20 protein-coding genes and 1 pseudogene are annotated in these 19,211 nt (G+C 70.4%); 9 read left to right on the plus strand and 12 right to left on the minus strand.

Annotated features, from left to right (window positions below):
• Positions 1-79: 79 nt before the first annotated feature.
• Positions 80-1,618, plus strand: a complete 1,539-nt coding sequence (hutH, locus tag ACH5AC_RS01590) for a histidine ammonia-lyase (RefSeq protein ID WP_398860055.1) — start codon at positions 80-82, stop codon at positions 1,616-1,618.
• Positions 1,619-1,683: 65 nt separating this feature from the next.
• Here the strand turns inward: hutH and ACH5AC_RS01595 are convergent, their stop codons facing one another.
• Together ACH5AC_RS01595 and ACH5AC_RS01600 are read right to left on the minus strand one after the other, a co-directional pair.
• A complete protein-coding gene (locus ACH5AC_RS01595) occupies positions 1,684-2,481 on the minus strand; it encodes a hypothetical protein (RefSeq protein WP_398859511.1) in 798 nt (265 codons plus the stop codon).
• Between the two features lie 43 nt (positions 2,482-2,524).
• On the minus strand, positions 2,525-2,848 hold the full coding sequence (locus tag ACH5AC_RS01600; RefSeq protein WP_398859513.1) for an LPXTG cell wall anchor domain-containing protein: 324 nt from the start codon (positions 2,846-2,848) through the stop codon (positions 2,525-2,527).
• Between the two features lie 109 nt (positions 2,849-2,957).
• On the opposite strand from ACH5AC_RS01600, the gene ACH5AC_RS01605 reads away from it, so the two are divergent.
• From ACH5AC_RS01605 to ACH5AC_RS01615, 3 genes and pseudogenes are all read left to right on the plus strand, one after another.
• The gene (locus ACH5AC_RS01605; RefSeq protein WP_398859514.1) at positions 2,958-3,287 is read left to right on the plus strand and encodes a hypothetical protein; all 330 of its coding nucleotides are present in this window, start codon (positions 2,958-2,960) and stop codon (positions 3,285-3,287) included.
• Between the two features lie 208 nt (positions 3,288-3,495).
• Positions 3,496-4,761 (plus strand): Ig-like domain-containing protein, encoded by a 1,266-nt coding sequence (locus ACH5AC_RS01610; protein ID WP_398859515.1) that lies wholly within the window; start codon positions 3,496-3,498, stop codon positions 4,759-4,761.
• A 107-nt stretch (positions 4,762-4,868) separates the two neighbouring features.
• A pseudogene (locus ACH5AC_RS01615) lies at positions 4,869-5,638 on the plus strand (group II truncated hemoglobin).
• 212 nt (positions 5,639-5,850) lie between these two features.
• On the opposite strand, the gene ACH5AC_RS01620 reads toward ACH5AC_RS01615, so the two are convergent.
• The gene (locus tag ACH5AC_RS01620) at positions 5,851-6,789 is read right to left on the minus strand and encodes a helix-turn-helix domain-containing protein (protein WP_398859516.1); all 939 of its coding nucleotides are present in this window, start codon (positions 6,787-6,789) and stop codon (positions 5,851-5,853) included.
• Positions 6,790-6,958: 169 nt separating this feature from the next.
• On the opposite strand from ACH5AC_RS01620, the gene ACH5AC_RS01625 reads away from it, so the two are divergent.
• On the plus strand, positions 6,959-8,002 hold the full coding sequence (locus tag ACH5AC_RS01625; protein ID WP_398859517.1) for an NAD(P)-dependent alcohol dehydrogenase: 1,044 nt from the start codon (positions 6,959-6,961) through the stop codon (positions 8,000-8,002).
• 111 nt (positions 8,003-8,113) lie between these two features.
• Here the strand turns inward: ACH5AC_RS01625 and ACH5AC_RS01630 are convergent, their stop codons facing one another.
• From ACH5AC_RS01630 to ACH5AC_RS01645, 4 genes are all read right to left on the minus strand, one after another.
• Positions 8,114-8,602: a hypothetical protein gene (locus tag ACH5AC_RS01630; protein ID WP_398859518.1), complete on the minus strand. Its 489-nt coding sequence runs from the start codon at positions 8,600-8,602 to the stop codon at positions 8,114-8,116.
• A gap of 141 nt (positions 8,603-8,743) precedes the next feature.
• Positions 8,744-9,403 (minus strand): DUF4389 domain-containing protein, encoded by a 660-nt coding sequence (locus ACH5AC_RS01635; RefSeq protein ID WP_398859519.1) that lies wholly within the window; start codon positions 9,401-9,403, stop codon positions 8,744-8,746.
• Between the two features lie 199 nt (positions 9,404-9,602).
• Positions 9,603-10,268 carry a peptide-methionine (S)-S-oxide reductase MsrA gene (msrA, locus tag ACH5AC_RS01640; protein WP_398859520.1) on the minus strand — a complete coding sequence of 222 codons (666 nt, stop codon included), beginning with the start codon at positions 10,266-10,268 and terminating at the stop codon, positions 9,603-9,605.
• A 118-nt stretch (positions 10,269-10,386) separates the two neighbouring features.
• On the minus strand, positions 10,387-11,505 hold the full coding sequence (locus tag ACH5AC_RS01645) for a hypothetical protein (protein WP_398859522.1): 1,119 nt from the start codon (positions 11,503-11,505) through the stop codon (positions 10,387-10,389).
• Positions 11,506-11,646: 141 nt separating this feature from the next.
• On the opposite strand from ACH5AC_RS01645, the gene ACH5AC_RS01650 reads away from it, so the two are divergent.
• Positions 11,647-12,801, plus strand: a complete 1,155-nt coding sequence (locus ACH5AC_RS01650) for a cystathionine gamma-synthase (protein WP_398859523.1) — start codon at positions 11,647-11,649, stop codon at positions 12,799-12,801.
• Positions 12,802-12,883: 82 nt separating this feature from the next.
• Here the strand turns inward: ACH5AC_RS01650 and ACH5AC_RS01655 are convergent, their stop codons facing one another.
• From ACH5AC_RS01655 to ACH5AC_RS01665, 3 genes are all read right to left on the minus strand, one after another.
• On the minus strand, positions 12,884-13,138 hold the full coding sequence (locus ACH5AC_RS01655; protein ID WP_398859524.1) for a hypothetical protein: 255 nt from the start codon (positions 13,136-13,138) through the stop codon (positions 12,884-12,886).
• A gap of 25 nt (positions 13,139-13,163) precedes the next feature.
• A complete protein-coding gene (locus tag ACH5AC_RS01660; RefSeq protein ID WP_398859525.1) occupies positions 13,164-13,667 on the minus strand; it encodes a sigma factor-like helix-turn-helix DNA-binding protein in 504 nt (167 codons plus the stop codon).
• A gap of 440 nt (positions 13,668-14,107) precedes the next feature.
• Complete coding sequence (locus tag ACH5AC_RS01665; RefSeq protein WP_398860056.1) at positions 14,108-14,620, minus strand: MarR family winged helix-turn-helix transcriptional regulator; 513 nt, start codon at positions 14,618-14,620, stop codon at positions 14,108-14,110.
• A gap of 174 nt (positions 14,621-14,794) precedes the next feature.
• On the opposite strand from ACH5AC_RS01665, the gene ilvA reads away from it, so the two are divergent.
• The 3 genes from ilvA to ACH5AC_RS01680 all read left to right on the plus strand — a co-directional run bounded on the left by ilvA (position 14,795) and on the right by ACH5AC_RS01680 (position 17,938).
• On the plus strand, positions 14,795-16,024 hold the full coding sequence (gene ilvA / locus ACH5AC_RS01670; RefSeq protein ID WP_398859527.1) for a threonine ammonia-lyase: 1,230 nt from the start codon (positions 14,795-14,797) through the stop codon (positions 16,022-16,024).
• 124 nt (positions 16,025-16,148) lie between these two features.
• Positions 16,149-17,141, plus strand: a complete 993-nt coding sequence (locus tag ACH5AC_RS01675; RefSeq protein WP_398859528.1) for an ATP-binding cassette domain-containing protein — start codon at positions 16,149-16,151, stop codon at positions 17,139-17,141.
• Entirely contained in the window at positions 17,138-17,938 is an 801-nt protein-coding gene (locus tag ACH5AC_RS01680; protein WP_398859529.1) for an ABC transporter permease, read from the plus strand. Before ACH5AC_RS01675 ends, ACH5AC_RS01680 begins: the two co-directional genes overlap by 4 nt.
• A 57-nt stretch (positions 17,939-17,995) precedes the next feature.
• On the opposite strand, the gene greA is transcribed toward ACH5AC_RS01680, so the two are convergent.
• Both greA and ACH5AC_RS01690 read right to left on the minus strand, forming a co-directional pair.
• Positions 17,996-18,496, minus strand: coding sequence for a transcription elongation factor GreA (greA, locus tag ACH5AC_RS01685; RefSeq protein WP_398859530.1), 501 nt, complete (start codon positions 18,494-18,496; stop codon positions 17,996-17,998).
• Positions 18,497-18,701: 205 nt separating this feature from the next.
• Positions 18,702-19,103 carry a DUF4307 domain-containing protein gene (locus tag ACH5AC_RS01690; RefSeq protein ID WP_398859531.1) on the minus strand — a complete coding sequence of 134 codons (402 nt, stop codon included), beginning with the start codon at positions 19,101-19,103 and terminating at the stop codon, positions 18,702-18,704.
• Positions 19,104-19,211: the final 108 nt, after the last annotated feature.

The raw sequence follows: 19,211 nt of genomic DNA on the forward strand, positions 1-19,211 counted from the left end.
GCGGCGAGTCGGTAAGGGCCGCACCCCCCACCCACTAGTGACATCTTGGAATTCACTGCGTACGCTCCTGAATATGGATATGCACACTGTGGTGGTGGGGACGTCCGGCGTGACCGCGTCCGACGTTCTCGCCGTGGCGCGCGGCGGCGCCCGGGTCGAGCTCTCCGCGGAGGCGGTGGCCGCCCTCGCCGCGGCCCGCGAGATCGTCGACGCGCTGGCGGCCAAGCCCGACCCCGTCTACGGCGTCTCCACCGGGTTCGGCGCCCTCGCCACCCGGCACATCAGCCAGGAACTGCGCACCCAGCTGCAGCGCAACATCGTCCGCTCGCACGCCGCCGGCATGGGCCCGCGGGTCGAGCGGGAGGTCGTACGGGCCCTGATGTTCCTGCGGCTGAAGACGGTCTGCTCGGGACACACCGGTGTCCGCCCCGAGGTCGCGCGGACCATGGCCGACATCCTCAACGCCGGGATCACCCCCGTCGTCCACGAGTACGGCTCCCTCGGCTGCTCCGGCGACCTGGCGCCCCTGTCCCACTGCGCCCTCACCCTCATGGGCGAGGGGGACGCGGAGGGCCCCGACGGCACCGTACGGCCCGCCGCGCAGCTCCTCGCCGAGCACGGCATTGCCCCCGTCGAGCTGCGTGAGAAGGAGGGCCTCGCCCTGCTCAACGGCACCGACGGCATGCTCGGCATGCTGATCATGGCCCTCGCCGACCTGGACACCCTCTACAAGTCCGCCGACGTCACCGCCGCCCTGTCGCTGGAGGCCCTGCTCGGCACGGACCGGGTCCTCGCCCCCGAGCTGCACGCCATCCGCCCGCACCCGGGCCAGGGCGACTCCGCCGCCAACATGCTCGCCGTCCTCAAGGGCTCCGGCCTCACCGGCCACCACCAGGACGACGCGCCGCGCGTCCAGGACGCCTACTCGGTGCGGTGCGCCCCGCAGGTCGCCGGCGCCGGGCGCGACACCATGGCGCACGCGCGGCTGGTCGCCGAGCGTGAGCTGGCCTCGGCGGTCGACAATCCGGTCGTACTCCCCGACGGGCGCGTCGAGTCCAACGGCAACTTCCACGGCGCCCCGGTCGCCTACGTCCTCGACTTCCTCGCCATCGCCGCCGCCGACCTCGCCTCCGTCGCCGAGCGCCGCACCGACCGGCTGCTCGACAAGAACCGCAGCCACGGCCTCCCGCCGTTCCTCGCGGACGACGCCGGTGTCGACTCCGGGCTGATGATCGCCCAGTACACGCAGGCCGCGCTGGTGAGCGAGATGAAGCGGCTCGCCGTACCCGCCTCGGCGGACTCGATCCCGTCCTCCGCCATGCAGGAGGACCACGTCTCCATGGGCTGGTCGGCCGCCCGCAAGCTGCGCACCGCCGTCGACAACCTCACGCGCGTGCTCGCCGTCGAGCTGTACGCCGCCACGCGCGCCGTCCAGCTGCGTGAGGGCCTGACCCCGGCCCCGGCCAGCCAGGCCGTCATCGACGCCGCCCGCGAGGCCGGCGTCCAGGGCCCCGGCCCGGACCGCTTCCTCGCCCCCGACCTCGCGGCGGCGGACGCCTTCCTCCGCGACGGCCGGCTGGTCGAGGCGGCCGAGACGGTCACCGGGCCGCTGCGGTAGGCGCAGAACGCCGAGGAGCCCTGCCGTGGTCGTCACGGCAGGGCTCCATGCGTGAGCGTCCGGGCCTACTTCAGCTTCGCGAGCTGCGCCTGGACCACGGCGGCCGGGACCTCCGCGGCCTTGCCGCCGGCGAGGGAGGTGAAGTCCGCCGTGTAGAAGGTGGCGATGGTGTTGCCCTTGCGTATCACCTCGGTGTTGAAGGTGACCGTGCCCTCGCCCTCCAGGTCGACGTCCTCGGAGAACGCCAGCGACTCGTCGCCGCCGCCGACGCCCTTGATCGGGGCGACCTTGGTGACCTTCGAGTTCTCGCCGTCGGCGGTGACGCCGTACCCGCCGGCGCAGGCCGCGATGCCGTCGGAGACGGCCTTCATGGCCTTCTGGGCGCCGTCGCCCTCGTAGGAGGACAGACCCACGAACGTGATGTTGATCTTGAAGGCGTTCTCGATGTCGGCCTCGCTGACGTCCTCCAGGGACGTGGGCGCGCCCGAGGGCTTCGCGTCCTCCGTCAGGGAGTTGCTGACGTTGGCGTCCGTGTCGCCCGGCGCGAGCCCGCCCGTGGCCCAGGCGAGCGGGTCGCACGCCGGGTTGTCGGTCTTCACGTCGCTCTTGGACTTCGGCAGCAGGTCGTCACCCGAGTCGACCTTGTATCCCGTGACCTCGCCCTGCGTGAGCAGCAGCTTCTCCAGCTCCGCCGACGTCAGCGCCTTCGCGGCGGCCGGTTCCGCCGACGCGGTCGCGGACGCGGAACCCTTGGCCCCGTCTTCCTTCTTCGAGTCGTCGCTCGAACAACCCGTGATGAGCGCGAGCGACAGAGCGCCCACAGCGGCCGTGGCGCACAGCCGCGCCCCCGATGATCTCTTCATGCAAAGGACTATGAAGATCCTGTCAAGGGGGCGTCAAGTCGCGTCAGAAACCGAGGCGTTCCCGGCGAACGGAATAAACCACGAATCCCGCGCCCAGGGCGAGCAGGGTCGTCCCGCCCATCACATAGGGCGTGGTGTCGAAGCTCCCGGTGTCGGCGAGCCGGGTGCCGTCGGTGGCCTCCCCGCTCTCCCCGACAGCCGTGGAGGACACCCGGGCCTGGGTGCTGACCTGGGAGTTCGTGGTCGTGGTGGTGGTCGCGGTGGCGGTGTCGTCCTGGGTCGCGTTGGCCGAGGGGACGAACCACAGGGCGCACAGCAGCGTCCCCGCGGCGGTGGCGGTGAGCAGTGGACGGCGAGCGGATGACACGGAAGATCGATCCCCTTGTGGCGCTGGCGAATTGGCCGTGTGGGCCGATGTTAGTGAAAGCCGCGGGTCACGGGAAAGTCACGGGAGCGATCAGCCTTACGCTCCCGTCATGAGCACTGAAGAGACATCGCGTTTTGTACGGCTTCGGGTGGAACTGGTCCTCGAAGTCGATGACGCGGACGCCCTCACCGAGGCCGCCACGCAGCGCATCTCGGAGGATCCGGAGATGCCGGACGACGAGCGCGGGCACGCGGAGAGCGCTGTGACGGAAGACACCGCGGAGGCGATCGCGTATCTCGTCGATCCTCTGCAACTGGTCAGTGAGGTCCCCGGGATCGAACTCCAGCAGGCGTCCTGGTCCAGCGAGCAGATCGACTACGACCCCGACTCACCCGAGTGGGACCTCGACGAGGATGATGTCGAGGGCGGCACCGGCTGAGCGTCCTGAGGCTGTTTCGTGACCTCGGACGGCAACCGCCGTCCGGGGTTTCGTCGTCTCATGGGAAGCACTGACCGACAATCACACCCTCTCGGCCGCCCGGCCGGACGTGGTGTGCCCCACACATACGAGCTATGTGGAACGGGAGGAACCGGTCGTAGCGTTGACAGCATTGACGGGGACTCTCGGGGTATCGGGATCGGCAACGATGGAGAAGCGTGTGATTGCGAACAGTAGGCGGCGCAGGGGGCTGATGGCCGCGTCCGCACTGCTCGGCGGTGTTCTGGTCCTCTCTGCCTGTTCCGGCGGCGGCGATGCCAACGCCTCGGACAACGGCGGCGACACCTCGCAGGCCAAGGTCGACGAGGCGGCGGCGCAGAAGACCTCCGAGGCGCAGATCGAGATCACGCCGAAGGACGGCTCCGACAACGCCTCCATCAACAACTCCGCCGCCGTCACCGTGACCAAGGGCACGCTCAGCCAGGTCACGATGACCGCCGCCGACGGCACCGCCGTCGAGGGCGAGATGTCCGCCGACAAGACCAGCTGGAAGCCGAGCAAGCAGCTGGAGCGCTCCACCACCTACAAGGTGTCGGCCACCGCCACGGACGCGAACGGCCTGGAGGCCCACGAGAACTCCTCCTTCACCACGGTCTCCCCGGACAACAGCTTCATAGGCAACTTCACCCCGGAGGCCGGTTCCACGGTCGGCGTGGGCATGCCGGTGTCGATCAACTTCAACAAGGCGATCAGCAACAAGGCCGCCGTCCAGAAGGGCGTCACCGTCACCAGCAGCAGCGGCCAGGAGGTCGCCTGCCACTGGTTCAACGACAAGCGCATGGACTGCCGCCCCGAGCAGTACTGGCAGGAGAACTCCACCGTCACCCTCAAGCTGGCGCTGGACGGCGTCGAGGGCGCGAGCGGGGTCTACGGCGTGCAGCAGAAGACGGTCACCTTCAACATCGGCCGCAACCAGATATCGTACGTCGACGCCAAGACCAAGCAGATGAAGGTCACGCAGGACGGCAAGGTCGTCAAGACCATCCCGATCTCCGCCGGCGCGCCCGAGAACAAGACCTACGAAGGCATCATGGTGATGTCCGAGAAGTTCAAGGAGACGCGCATGAACGGCGCGACCGTGGGCTTCACCGACGACGACGGCAAGGGCGAGTACGACATCAAGGACGTGCCGCACGCCATCCGGCTGACCACCTCCGGCACCTTCATCCACGGCAACTACTGGGGTTCCAAGGACATCTTCGGCAATGTGAACACCAGCCACGGCTGCGTGGGCCTGTCGGACACCAAGGGCGCCAACGACACCGGCACGGCGGGCTACTGGTTCTACACCAACTCCATCGTCGGTGACGTGGTGGTCGTCGCCAACACCGGTGACAGGACCGTCTCCCCGGACAACGGCCTCAACGGCTGGAACCTGGACTGGGCCGCCTGGAAGGCCGGTTCGGCCGTCTGACGGCCGACACACGACTGACCGACCGATGCCGCCCCCGGGACCCGGGGGCGGCATCGTCGTTGGGGGAACGGCAGCGTCCGGTGGACCGGGCGTGCTTGCCTGAGCCCATGACGGATCACACGGTCGAATACGTCCGGTACCGCGTTCCCGACGACCGCTCGGCGGACTTCCTGGCCGCCTACACCCGCGCCGCACGCCAACTCGCGGCGTCCCCGCACTGCGTGGACTACGAACTGACCCGCTGCGAGGAGGCCCCGACCACCACATCCTGCGCATCACCTGGACCTCCACCCGCGACCACCTGGAGGGGTTCCGCACGTCGGAACTGTTCCCCGGCTTCCTCGCCGAGGTCCGCCCGTACATCGGGGACATCGAGGAGATGCGCCACTACACGCCGACACGGGTACGGGGCACCGGCGCCGCCGTACCGACCCTGTACGACTGGGCGGGCGGCGCCGAGGCGTTCTCCCGTCTCACCGAGTGCTTCTACGCCAAGGTCGTCAAGGACGACCTGCTCGGCCCGCTCTTCGCCGACCTCGCCCCCGAACACACCGAGCACGTGGCGCAGTGGCTCGCGGAGGTCTTCGGCGGCCCCCAGCGCTACTCCGAGACCCAGGGCGACCACGGCCACATGGTCGCCCAGCACAGGGGCCTCGCCATCACCGAGCCCCAGCGCCGCCGCTGGGTCAACCTCGTCCAGGACGCGGCGGACGAGGCGGGCCTGCCGACCGACGCGGAGTTCCGCTCGGCCTTCCTCGCCTACGTCGAGTGGGGCACCCGGCTCGCGGTGTACTTCTCGGGCCCCGACGCCCGGCCCCCGGCGGACCAGCCGATCCCTCGGTGGACATGGGGGGCGGCGCCGCCGTACCAGGGATGAGCGCGCGGGCGCGGACCGACCCGGGCCGTGGTCGATCCACGCCGACCAGGCCACCACGCCCGACCAGCTCACCGTCCCCGGCCCGCGCCCCGCCCTGTGCCGCATCCCGGTGCCGACACTCGTCCTGCCGCAGCACCCTGATTCGGGGCCGCCCGGCGTCAATCGGGGGCGGCCGGGTCAATCGCGGCACCGTGACCGAGCGGTGGAGCGGCTCACTGGGCGGACGGCGTCTGTGAGCCGGCCCTGGTCGCGTCCGTGCCCCAGCTGGCCAGCAGCCGCAGCGCCTGCGCCGACGGGGAGTCCGGTTCCGCGTGGTAGACGATCAGCGCCTGTTCGCTGTCGGCGGCCAGGCGGAAGCCCTCGAAGTGGAGGGTGAGGTCGCCGACCAGGGGATGACGCAGCTCCTTGACGCCGTGGCTTTTCTCCTTGACGTCGTGGTTCGCCCACAGGCGGCGGAACTCGTCGCTCTTGACGGACAGTTCACCGATGAGCGCGGACAGCCGGGAATCGTCCGGACAGCGGCCGGCGTCCATGCGCAGGCTGCACACGACGTCGATCGCCTTCTGCTCCCAGTCGATGAACAGGTCGCGGTACTCCGGCCGCAGGAACACCAGCCGCGCCCAGTTCCGCTCGCCGGCCGGCAGCTCGCCCCAGTCGCCGAAGAGCGCGGCCGCCATCCGGTTCCAGGCGAGGATCTCCGCGCGCGGCCCCACGATGTACGCCGGGACCCCGTCCATCGCGTCGAGCATGTGCCGCAGCGAGGCCCGCACCACCTGCCGGCCGCGCGTCACCGGCTTCTTCTTGTGCTGCTTCGGCTTGGCCAGATGCGTGAGGTGGGCATGCTCGGCGTCGGTCAGCCGCAGCGCCCGCGCGATGGAGTCCAGCACCTCCGCCGACACGTTCCGCCCGTTGCCCTGCTCCAGGCGCGTGTAGTACGCCACGGACACCCCGGCCAGCTGCGCCAGCTCCTCACGCCGCAGCCCCGGCACCCGGCGGTGCCGGCCGAACACCGGCAGCCCGACGTCCTCCGGCTTCAGCCGGGCCCGCCGGCTGCGCAGGAACTCGCTGAGCTCGGCCCGCCGGTCCAGGGCCGCCTGACCGGTGGTCCCGGCGGGTGCGGTGCTCTGAGCGGCTTCGGGCTGTTCGTCCATACGTCAAGTATTCACGGTCGTACGCACACGATCCTGTCCCCGCCAGTGGTAGGCACAGCGGACGTACGTAGAACAGGTGTCTGGGTGGGCTCCGGCCGCTCCGGCAGGCTGGACGCCGTGCCCGGCCAGAAGGCAAGCCGGGCGTACGAACCCGCTAGGAGATCCCTGCATGACCACTGTTGCCGCCGCATACGCCGCGCCCGCCGCGAAGGCGCCGCTCGAGCGCACCACCATCGAGCGCCGCCCCGTCGGCGAGCACGACATCCTCATCGAGATCAAGTTCGCCGGAATCTGCCACTCCGACATCCATCAGGTCCGCGAGGGCTGGGGAGAGGCGATCTTCCCGATGGTCCCCGGTCACGAGATCGCGGGCATCGTCACCGAGGTCGGCCCCGGCGTCACCAAGTACACGGTCGGCGACCGGGTGGGCGTCGGCTGCTTCGTCGACTCCTGCCGCGAGTGCGAATACTGCCGGCAGGGCCTGGAGCAGTTCTGCGCGCGGGGCGGCACCCCCACCTACAACGGCCTCGACAAGAACGGCGAGCCCACCTACGGCGGCTACTCCACCCACCTCGTCGTCGACGAGAACTACGCCGTCCGCATCCCCGACAGCCTCTCCCTGGACGAGGCCGCACCGCTGCTGTGCGCCGGCATCACCACGTACTCCCCGCTCAGGCACTGGAACGCCGGCCCCGGCAAGAAGGTCGCCGTGCTCGGCATGGGCGGCCTCGGCCACATGGGCGTCAAGATCGCGCACGCGCTCGGCGCCGAGGTCACCGTCCTGTCCCAGTCGCTCCGCAAGAAGGACGACGGCCTGAAGCTGGGCGCCGAACACTACTACGCCACCAACGACCCCAGGACCTTCGAGGAGCTGGCCGGCACCTTCGACCTCATCCTCTCCACCGTCTCCGCCCCCCTCGACTTCGGCGCCTACCTGGCCCTGCTGAAGACGGACGGCGCCCTGGTCAACGTAGGCGCTCCCGAGGAGCCCGTCTCCCTCAACCTCTTCTCCCTCATCGGCGGCCGCAAGACCCTCGCCGGCTCGATGATCGGCGGCATCGCCGAGACCCAGGAGATGCTCGACTTCTGCGCGGAGCACAGCCTCGGCGCCGAGATCGAGGTGATCCGCGCGGACCAGATCAACGAGGCGTACGAGCGGGTGCTGGCCAGCGACGTCCGCTACCGGTTCGTGATCGACACGGCGACGATCTGAGCCGGGCCGGCGCGGCCCGGCCGCCTTCTCCGTATGACGCCGAGCCGCGACCTCTGCCTCCCTGAGCCGTACGGCACGGCTCGCTCGTTCCCCTCCCCCGATGCCCACCGCTCACAGACCGCACGGATGACCGGACAGCCAGTCCGCGTGCCGGTCGCGCAGTTCGTCCCGTTCGGCGGGCGTCGCGAGGATGACGTCGGCGCCGCCGTCGTAGGGATGGTGGATCCGTCGCAGCTCCGTGTCCGTGATGAACACCTCGACGAGTGCGTCGTCGGCGACGGCCCGCAGCAGCCCATCGGCACAACCGGGCCGCCATGGACGCCGATCCGCGTACAGACGCGTGTAGACGTGGAACTCCGGATCGGGGTCCTCGTCGTCCAACTCGGTCCACCAGCACACGCCGTCGGGATGCAGCTCCCGCCGAGGCGTCGGGAAACCGGCGGGACCCGTAGGCGTGTACGACCAGTCCATGGTCACGACGAACACGTCCATCCCGCCGAACAGCTCATCCAGAACCGAGTTGTAGCGATCCAGCACGACCGCGTACTCGTCCTCGGACTCCGGATACCGCTTCGACTCGGGCAGACTGTGAAACCGCACCCACCGATCCGCATACACCCCGCGAAACGCATGGGCGACAGGTGCCCCCGCCGACCGTCGCTCCCGCCACAACGCCTCGAGCCGCGCGGGATCGACACTCTCCCGCGCCGATTGCCGTTCGTCATTCACGGCATCCATTGTTCAGGACGTCGTCGCCGGTACCGGCTCCGGCCCGCCCATGTCGATCCGGAACGGCGGGTACTCATCGGTCATCAACGCGGCATAGGCGGTGACCCGGGCGGTCCAGCGCACGAGACCGAGCAGGAAATCGAAGAGACGACCCGGATAACGGGCCCTGAACGCCAGGATGATCACGGCGACCAGCGAAAGATAGGGAATGAGACCGCTGTAACGCCAGCTGTCGTCATTGCCCCAGCCGCCGACGAGAATCCCGACGACGATGTACTGCGGGATCGCCAGCAGCCACCACTTCACCAGGACGAGACCGCGGGAGAGGCGTTCGGGATAAACGACGTCGAAGCGTGCCGGGTAATCCGGCACGTCCCTGAGGGTGAACGGCGGGTACTGGTCCGTGCCGAGCGCCGTATGGGCGTAGTAGCCGACACGCCAGTTCCAGCGCAGCACGCCGACGTTGAAGTCGAACAGAGACCGCGGATACCGGCCGGTGATCAGGATGGCGAAGAACGCGACGACGGTCACCAGCACGAAGGCGATCCACAGGAAGAACAACACGATGTAGTGCGGAATGGCGAGAAACCACTTCACCAGCCACATCCATCGGGACAGTCGAGGATCCAGAGACGCCTCGATACGCACGGGAGAGGCGGTGACGGGAATCATGAGGGCACAGCTCCTTTCGAGCGTGCTGCTCGGTAGGCGCCCGGCCGAGGGTTCGCCGATTTCGAACCCACACTGGCATCCGGGGTCATAGCCCGCGACCCGTCACCGCCTTTCGTGTGACCCCTGCCCCACACAGCCGCAGCCGCAGCCTGCTGACACCCTGCCCGCAATGTGGTCGTGGCCTCGGGGGGAAAGGGGCTCAGCCGTCTGCCTTGGCGACGCCGATCGGGCAGGACACGCCCGTCCCGCCCAGCCCGCAGTAGCCCGCTGGGTTCTTGTCGAGGTACTGCTGGTGGTATGCCTCGGCCGGGTAGAAGGGGCGGTTCTCGGCCGGGAGGATTTCTGTGGTGATCGTGCCGTAGCCGGAGGCGGTGAGGACCTTTTGGTAGGCGGCGCGGGAGGATTCGGCTGTTGCTGTCTGGTCGGGGGTGTGGGGGTAGAGGGCCGAGCGGTACTGGGTGCCCACGTCGTTGCCCTGGCGGAAGCCCTGGGTGGGGTCGTGGGACTCCCAGAAGGTCTTCAGGAGGCGGTCGTAGGAGATGAGGCTGGGGTCGAAGACGACTCGGACGACCTCCGTGTGTCCGGTCAGGCCCGAGCAGACCTCCTCGTAGGTGGGGTTCTCGGTGTGACCGCCCTGGTAGCCGACCAGGGTCGTCCACACGCCTGCCGGCAGCTGCCAGAACTTGCGTTCCGCGCCCCAGAAGCAGCCCAGCCCGAAGTCCGCGATCTCCAGGCCCTCGGGGTAGGGGCCGAGCAGCGGGTTGCCCAGGACGGTGTGGCGGTCGGGGACGGAGAACGCCGGCTCCGGGCGGCCGCGCAGAGCCTGCTCGGGGGTGGGGAGCTGTGGCGTACGGCCGAAGAGCATCGGTTCTCCCTGTTCCTGTTCGTGGTTCGTCTCGGTCGGTTCGGGCTTCGGTGACAACGCCTGTCCGCCCGCCCGCATTCCAGCCCGCAATCCTGGTCCCGCGGGCCACGGCCGGCCCTCAGTTGTGCAGGGTCGCCGGGCTGCCGCCGTTCGCCTCGTAGCCCGCCACCGCCAGCGCGCGGAACACCGCGAACTCCGCGGCCGGTTCGGCGGTGAGGGTCCAGGGCAGGGCGCCGACGTGCCCGTCGACGTGTATCAGCTGCTGCATGGCCTCCGCCCAGCGTTCCGCGCGGACGAGGAAGAACACCAGCAGATGGCGGACGTGCGCGGTCATCGGGTCGTCGGGGCGGGCCGAGTGGACCGCGTGCAGGGCGCCGTGCATCGCACGCGTGACGGTCTCGCTCTGGTAGAAGCCCCGGACCAGGTTCACCTCGGGCAGGTGCTCGAAGACCGCGAACAGCGGCAGCGCCGCGAGCAGCGAGCCCCGCGGCGCCCGGGCCGCCGCGCTCTCCGCGAACTCGTACGCCAGCTCACGCGAGCCGTGCCACTTCTCGCACCAGTAGTGCAGAGCCGCCAGATGGGCGCCCATGTGATGCGGGGCCCGGTCCAGGATCTTCAGCCAGAGCTGCTCGAACTCGGGGTGGGAGTAGCCGAGGCCGCGGGCCACCGACAGCTCGATGATGTAAGGGATCGGGTCACCGGGGGACAGCAGCGCCGCCTGCCCGCAGGCATCCTTCGCCTCCTCCATGATGATCCGGAACTCGTCCGTGCCCGGAGTCGACGTCCGCCACGCCTGCTGCACCAGGAACTCGGCGTGCACGGCCGCGCCCCCGGCGTCCTTGGGCGCCTCGGCCCGCCACACCCGCAGCCACTGCCCGCCCGGGCTCTCGCTGACCCCGCCGGGCCGCTGCTGCAGCTCCAGCGCGGCCGCGCCCGCGAACGCCTGCACACGCTGCCAGCGCTGCTCGCCCTCCGTCTCCGTGCCGGCCAGCAGCTGCTGGGCCGCGCGGTGGTCCTGGGTGCGCTGGACCACGCCCAGGACGTCCAGCAGATCCTGGTCGGGGCCGGGCATGCGGATGTCCAGCTCCTCCTCGCGGACGAAGCCGTAGTTCGCCGGGTCCGCCGCGTCCGGGTGGTCGGGCGAGACCAGGCCGACGGCGTTGCGCCTGCGTCGAAGGATGGGAAGCATCACAAAGATGATCATGAGCGTCGCCATCAGGCCCCAGAGAATCTCCATGTCTCAAGCGAACCAGACCACGCCGACAATTGGCCAACCCCGGTCCGGCTGCCTGTGGAAAACTCCGGCGCGACGCCGCGCGGGCCCGGCGTGAGGCCGTACGGGCGCGGCGCGTTCCCCGGCGCACTACGCTCGGTGTCCATGAGTGACAGGCACATCAGTCAGCATTTCGAGACCCTCGCGATCCACGCGGGCAACACCGCCGATCCCCTCACCGGCGCGGTCGTCCCGCCGATCTACCAGGTCTCGACCTACAAGCAGGACGGCGTCGGCGGTCTGCGCGGCGGCTACGAGTACAGCCGCAGCGCCAACCCGACCAGGACCGCCCTGGAGGAGAACCTCGCGGCCCTGGAGGGCGGCCGCCGGGGTCTCGCGTTCGCTTCCGGACTGGCGGCCGAGGACTGCCTGTTGCGTACGCTGCTCAGCCCCGGTGACCACGTGGTCATCCCGAACGACGCGTACGGCGGTACGTTCCGCCTGTTCGCGAAGGTCGTCGCCCGCTGGGGCGTGGAGTGGTCGGTCGCCGACACCAGCGACCCGGCCGCCGTACGGGCCGCGATCACCCCGAAGACCAAGGTCGTGTGGGTGGAGACGCCCTCCAACCCGCTGCTCGGCATCACCGACATCGCCGCCGTCGCCCAGATCGCCCGGGACGCCGGTGCGAAGCTCGTCGTCGACAACACCTTCGCCACGCCGTACCTGCAGCAGCCGCTGTCCCTCGGCGCGGACGTCGTCGTGCACTCGCTGACCAAGTACATGGGCGGCCACTCCGACGTCGTCGGCGGCGCGCTGATCACCGGCGACGAGGCGCTGGGCGAGGAACTGGCGTTCCACCAGAACGCGATGGGCGCGGTCGCCGGGCCCTTCGACTCCTGGCTGGTGCTGCGCGGCACCAAGACCCTGTCGGTGCGCATGGACCGGCACAGCGAGAACGCCACCAAGGTGGCCGACATGCTCACCCGGCACGCGCGCGTGACGCGTGTCCTCTACCCCGGCCTGCCGGACCACCCGGGCCACGAGGTCGCCGCCAAGCAGATGCGGGCGTTCGGCGGCATGGTGTCCTTCCAGGTCGCGGGCGGCGAGGAGGCGGCCGTCGAGGTCTGCAACCGCGCCAAGGTCTTCACCCTGGGCGAGTCCCTGGGCGGCGTCGAGTCCCTCATCGAGCACCCGGGCCGCATGACCCACGCCTCCGCCGCCGGCTCGGCCCTGGAGGTCCCGTCCGACCTGGTCCGCCTCTCCGTCGGCATCGAGAACGTCGACGACCTCCTGGCGGACCTCCAGCAGGCGCTCGGCTAGGCCCCGCCGCCCGCCGGACCGGCCCGGTCGCCTGAGGAGGCGGCCGGGCGGATCGAGGGCCCGGTCCATGGCGTCGGTCCGCTCACCAGCTGGTCAGGGGTGGTGTCGTGTCCGACGGGGGCTTCTCCCAGGGGCGGGCGGTGAGGGACCAGACGGTGAAGGCCACGACCGCCGCGCACACGGCCAGCCACAGCAGGCGCCGGGCCAGTCGCCGGCGGCGGAGGCGGCGGGAGCCGAGGCGTACGACATCGGCGTACATCTCGGGCGGTATGCGGGGCGGCGGGCCCTCGCCCTCAAGGAGGCGCCGTACGGCGGCCTCGCGCTGCGGACGGTTCATCGGCGCCGCCGCCTTCGCGGTGGCGTCATGACGGGGCCACCTTCGCGCTGGTCACGGGCGGTGCCGGGGCGCGCGGAGGGGCCAGCAGGGTGGTCGTGGCGCGTTCGCAGAGCGTGTGGACGCGTTCCGCGGTCAGGCCCAGCAGGGCGCCCACCTGCTCCTCGGCGATGCCCTCGTACCACCGCAGGACCAGGAGCAGCCGCTCCCACGGGGTGAGCGGCGCCAGTGGGCTGTCGGGGTGCGGGCGGGCGCGGCCGGGGCCGCCGTACTGGTGCCAGGCCGCGTGCGCGAAGCGGACGGCCAGATACCGGCGGGTGCTGTCGTAAGGGTCCTCACCGCCCAGTTGGTCCCAGCACGCGTACGTGTGCGCCAGTGCCAGCGTCAGCAGGCGGCGCGCGCGGGGGTTGACGGCCGGGGTCTCGCCGGTGAGCAGCGTGGCCGTGTGCAGCAGCCGACCCCCGGCTCCCGCGACGAACGCCTGGAACTCGCGGGCCCGGCGCGCGTCCTGTACCTCTCGCCTCTCCCGCACCGCGCCTCCCCCGACGCCGACCCGCGCACCCGGACCCACCGGCTCGTCCGGTCTCATCTGAGGCCAGCCGCGGCGCTGCGGTCAAGAGGCGCGCACCGGGCTGTGACACCGGCACGCGCGCGGGTGCGCGGGGCATCCCGGGCTTCGTGGCCGGTATCTGCCCGGTGACGCCCGCGCGCGGGTGCCCGTACGTCGCCCCTGGGGCCCGCGGCTACGACGTCGTAATACCCGCACGTGTGCGGGTGCCCGGACCAGAAGGAGATCTCGGCCGGCGTGGGCGGGCCGGTCCTGGTCGCGGCGGGCGCCTGCGCGCAGCGGTGGTCGATGCCCTACGCGCCACCCGCACCCGTGCCCCCTGTTCGCGCGCCCGCGCGCACCCCCGCATCGGCCGGGCTCCTCAGCACCGGCGCTCACGCGCGCGTGCGGGTCGCCGCCAAGAGTCAGGACGCCTCGGCCGGTGACGCCTCCGGGCCCGGAAGCCCGTGCGCCGCCATCCTGGCCGAGAGCGCGCCATTGAAGCGCGTGAGGAGCGCGCAGAACGCCTCGCGCTCCTCCTGGGCCCAGTCGTGGGTCAACTCGGCCATCAACTGGCGCCGGGAGGAGCGCACTTCCTCCAGCCGCGACTGCCCGCGCGGCGACAGTTGGAGCACCACCGCGCGCCCGTCCTCGGGGTGCGAGGTGCGCTTGACGAGGCCGGTCTCGACCAGCGGGGCGACCTGCCGGGTGACCGTCGAGGAGTCGATGCCCATGCTCGCCGCCAGCGCCTTGACACCCATCGGGCCTTCTTTGTCGAGGCGGTTGAGCAGCAGATACGCGGCGCGATCCATGGAGTTGCGCAGCTGCCCGACCCCGCCGAGACGGGTCTGTTCGGCACGGCGGGCGAAGAGTGCGACCTCGTGCTGCAGCGTGTCGAGAAGACCGGTGTCACCGACGGTCGTCATGTCCGTCGTCATGTCCATCGACATCTCAGGCGTTGTGGGCATGGCCGGGGGCTCACTTCATCAGGGGTCCTGGGTTGGGGAAACAGGTTACGCGGCCCGAAGCCGCCCCGTACCTGCCCCGCGCAAACCGGTCTCACCGGTTGGTCACAGCGGCCCTTCCGGCCTGTGAACTGCGATGCTGGAGTCATGAGCTACACCACGGCTGACTCCTTGCGGCCCGTGACCCTCGACGATGTGCGGGGCGCCCAGAAGATGCTGTCGGGCGTGGCGCGGATGACCGCGATGGAGGGCAGCAGGTACCTGTCCCAGCTCGTCGGGGAACCGGTGCACCTCAAGTGCGAGAACCTCCAGCGGACCGGCTCCTTCAAGCTGCGCGGCGCGTACGTCCGGATCGCCGGGCTGCTCCCTGAGGAGCGGGCCGCCGGGGTCGTCGCGGCGAGCGCGGGCAACCACGCGCAGGGTGTGGCGCTGGCGTCGTCGCTGCTGGGTGTGGCGTCGACGGTGTTCATGCCGAAGGGCGCCCCGCTGCCGAAGATCAGCGCCACCCGGGACTACGGCGCCGAGGTGCGCCTGCACGGGCAGGTGGTCGACGAGACGCTGGCCGCCGCGCAGGAGTACGCGGCGCAGACCGGCGCGGTGTTCATCCACCCCTTCGACCACGCGGACATCATCGCCGGTCAGGGCACGGTGGGCCTGGAGATCCTGGAGCAGTGCCCGGAGGTGCGCACCGTCGTCGTGGGGATCGGCGGCGGGGGACTGGCGGCGGGCGTCGCGGTGGCGGTGAAGTCGCTGCGGCCGGACGTACGGATCGTCGGCGTGCAGGCGGAGGGCGCGGCGGCGTACCCGCCCTCGCTGACGGCCGGGCACCCGGTGGCGCTCGGCAACCCGGTGACGATGGCCGACGGCATCAGGGTGGGCCGGCCTGGCGACGTGCCGTTCGCGCTGGTCCGTGACCTGGTGGACGAGGTGCGTACGGTGACGGAGGACGAGCTGTCCACCGCGCTGCTGCTGTGCCTGGAGCGGGCCAAGCTGGTCGTCGAACCGGCCGGCGCGAGCCCGGTCGCGGCGCTGCTGCACGAGCCGGGCGCCTTCGAGGGACCGGTCGTCGCGGTGCTGTCCGGCGGCAACGTCGACCCGCTGCTGCTCCAGCGCGTCCTGCGGCACGGCATGGCCGCGCAGGGCCGCTACCTGGCCGTACGCGTCCGGCTGACGGACCGGCCGGGCGCCCTCGCGGCACTGCTCGGGGTGCTGTCAGTGGCCGACGCCAATGTCCTCGACGTGAGCCATGTACGGACCGACCCGCGGCTCGGGCTCACGGAGGTGGAGGTGGAGCTCCACCTGGAGACGAAGGGCCCGGCGCACTGCGCCGAGGTCGGTCAGGCGCTGCGCGACGCGGGCCACACCGTGCTCGACTGACACGTCCCCCACCTTGCTCACCCGTTCGAGTTCACCTACGACAATCGCATTGAGACTCGCGATACATCGCGTTATGGTCTAGGGCGTATCGCCAGACGTATCCCCGACGACGTGGAGAACTCTTATGCCAGGCGCCATCCATGCCGAAGGTCTCGTCAAGATCTTCGGAGACGTCAAGGCTCTGGACGGCGTCGACCTCGACGTCCCGGAAGGCACGGTCCTGGGCCTGCTCGGACCCAACGGCGCGGGCAAGACCACCACGGTCCGCTGCCTGACGACCCTGCTGCGCCCCGACAGCGGCAAGGCGGTCGTCGCCGGCGTCGACGTGCTCAGGCACCCCGACGCCGTGCGCCGTTCGATCGGCCTGTCCGGCCAGTTCGCGGCGGTCGACGAATACCTCACCGGCCGCGAGAACCTGTACATGGTCGGCCGGCTCTACCAGATGAAGGCGAAGGCGGCCAAGGCCCGCGCCGACGAGCTGCTGGAGCAGTTCGACCTCGCCGACGCCGCCGACCGCCCCACCAAGACCTACTCCGGCGGTATGCGCCGCCGCCTCGACCTCGCGGCGGCCCTGGTGGTCTCCCCGCCCGTGATGTTCATGGACGAGCCGACCACCGGCCTGGACCCGCGCAACCGCCAGCTGCTGTGGGAGGTCATCAAGGAACTGGTCTCCGGCGGTACGACACTGCTGCTGACCACGCAGTACCTGGAGGAGGCCGACCACCTCGCCCACGACATCGCCGTGGTCGACCACGGCCGTGTCATCGCCCAGGGCACCTCCGACCAGCTCAAGGCCCGCACCGGCGGGGAGCGCGTCGAGGTCGTGGTGCACGAGCGCGCGGACATACCCGCCGCCTCCGAGGTGCTCAGCGGCTTCGGCAAGGGCGACACGACGGTCGATGAGCACATGCGCAAGCTCACCGTCCCGGTGACCGGAGGCGCCAAGCTCCTCGCCGAGGTCATCCGCGACCTGGACGCCCGCGCCATCGAGATCGACGACATCGGCCTGCGCCGCCCCACCCTCGACGACGTGTTCCTCTCCCTGACGGGACACACCGCCGAGGCGAAGGACGAGGGGACGAAGGACGAGGAGACGGAGAAGGAGACCGCCCGATGAGCGCTGTGAGCGATTCCCTGGTCGTCACCCGCCGGAATCTGATCCGCATGAGCCGGATTCCCGAGATGGTGATCTTCGGGCTGGTGCAGCCCATCATGTTCGTCGTGCTGTTCACCTACGTGTTCGGCGGCTCGATCCAGGTCGGCTCGTCCAGTTCCACCCAGGCGTACCGTGAGTTCCTGATGGCCGGCATCTTCGCCCAGACCGTCACGTTCGCCACCGCCGGAGCGGGCGCCGGCATCGCCGACGACATGCACAAGGGCCTCATCGACCGCTTCCGCTCCCTGCCGATGACACGCGGAGCCGTGCTGACCGGCCGCACCCTCGCGGACTCGGTGCAGACCGCGCTCACGCTCGTGGTCCTGGCGGTCGTCGCCCTGCTCGTCGGCTGGCGCACCCATGAGAACTTCGGCAAGGTGCTCGCGGGGTTCGGCCTGCTCCTGCTGCTCGGGTACGCGTTCTCGTGGATCGGCGCGCTCATCGGCCTGTCCGTGCGCACCCCCGAAGCGGCGACCTCCGGCGGTCTGATCTGGCTGTTCCCGCTGACGTTCATATCGAACGCCTTCGTGGACGCCAACCGGCTGCCGACCTTCCTGCGGCACATCGCGGAGTGGAACCCATTCAGCGCCACCGTCCAGGCGTGCCGCGAGCTGTTCGGGAACCTTCCCCCGGGCTTCCAGACGCCCGACGCCTGGCCCATGCAGCACCCGGTCTGGGCCTCGTTGATCTGGTCGGTCCTGATCATCGCCGTGTTCCGGACCCTGGCGGTACGGAAGTACCGCTCGGCGGCGGCATGACAGCGCCCCCGGCGGCAGGCATCGGCGCCGGGGGCGTGTGAAGGAGGAAGGGGGCGGTCAGCCGTTGTACGGCTCGGCCTTGAGGATGCGGACGGACGCCTTCTTGCCGTTCGGCAGCTCGTACTCCGCGTCCTCGCCGACCTTGTGGCCGATCACGCCGGAGCCCAGCGGGGACTGCGGCGAGTAGGTCTCGACGTCGGAGCTCGCGTACTCGCGGGAGGCCAGCAGGAAGGTCAGCGTGTCGTCCTCGTCGCCGTCGAAGGCGATCGTCACGACCATGCCGGGCGCCACCGCACCGTCCGCCGAGGCCGGAGCCTCGCCGACCTTGGCGTTCTCCAGCAGCTGGGTGAGCTGGCGCACTCGGAGTTCCTGCTTGCCCTGCTCCTCCTTGGCCGCGTGGTACCCGCCGTTCTCGCGCAGGTCGCCCTCCTCGCGCGCGGCCGCGATCTTGGCGGCGATCTCCGTGCGCGCAGGACCAGACAGGTACTCCAGCTCGGCCCTGAGCTGGTTGTACGCCTCCTGGGTCAGCCAGGTGACGTTCTCGCTGGTCTGGGTCACAGGTGCTCCTCGTCGGTACTGGGAATACAAAGCATCGCCCTACCCAGAAGCATGTACCTCCACGGGAGGGCGAAACCACGAGCCTAACAATTCAGTGGCGAAAGGGGGAGGACATAAGCCATCAGAATCGCGTCAACGCAGGTCAGAGCCTACGTATTCCGGGCGATGCGGCGACGCGGCGATGCCCCGGCCGGCGGCAGACACCTCAGTCCGCGTGGCAGCCGACCAGCTCCGCCGTCGTGCCCTTCGCCGTCGTACGCAGGGTGACCACCTGGTCGATGCGCGTGTCCGGGCCCGAGAAGCGGAAGTCGGCCCGGCCGACCTCGGCGCCGTCCCCGGCCTGGGAGCGGATCGTGCAGTAGCCGCTGCTGCCGGCGTCCTTGTGGACCTCCAGGTGCACCTTGACGGCGTCGTCCGTCGCCTGGAAGGTGATGACCTGGGCGCTGATCTCGTTCCGGCCGACGTAGTGGTAGGCGAAGTAGCCCACCAGGACCAGCAGGACCGTGCCGCACACTCCCGCCGCGATCCTGAGTCTGCGGTCGGCGCGCTCGTCCGAGGAACGGCCGTAGCGGCCCTCGGGCGCTCGCGGGCTCGCCGTCGTACTCATGATCGTCCTCTCGGCAAGGGCATCGGCGGGGCGGCGACGGTCCGAAAGCCGTCCGTGGTACCCGGTCCAGGAATTTTTCGCCCCCCGATTCCGTCACTATAGAAGCCG

The sequence above is a fragment of the Streptomyces sp. NPDC018693 genome, assembly GCF_044391385.1.
GTDB lineage: Bacteria > Actinomycetota > Actinomycetes > Streptomycetales > Streptomycetaceae > Streptomyces.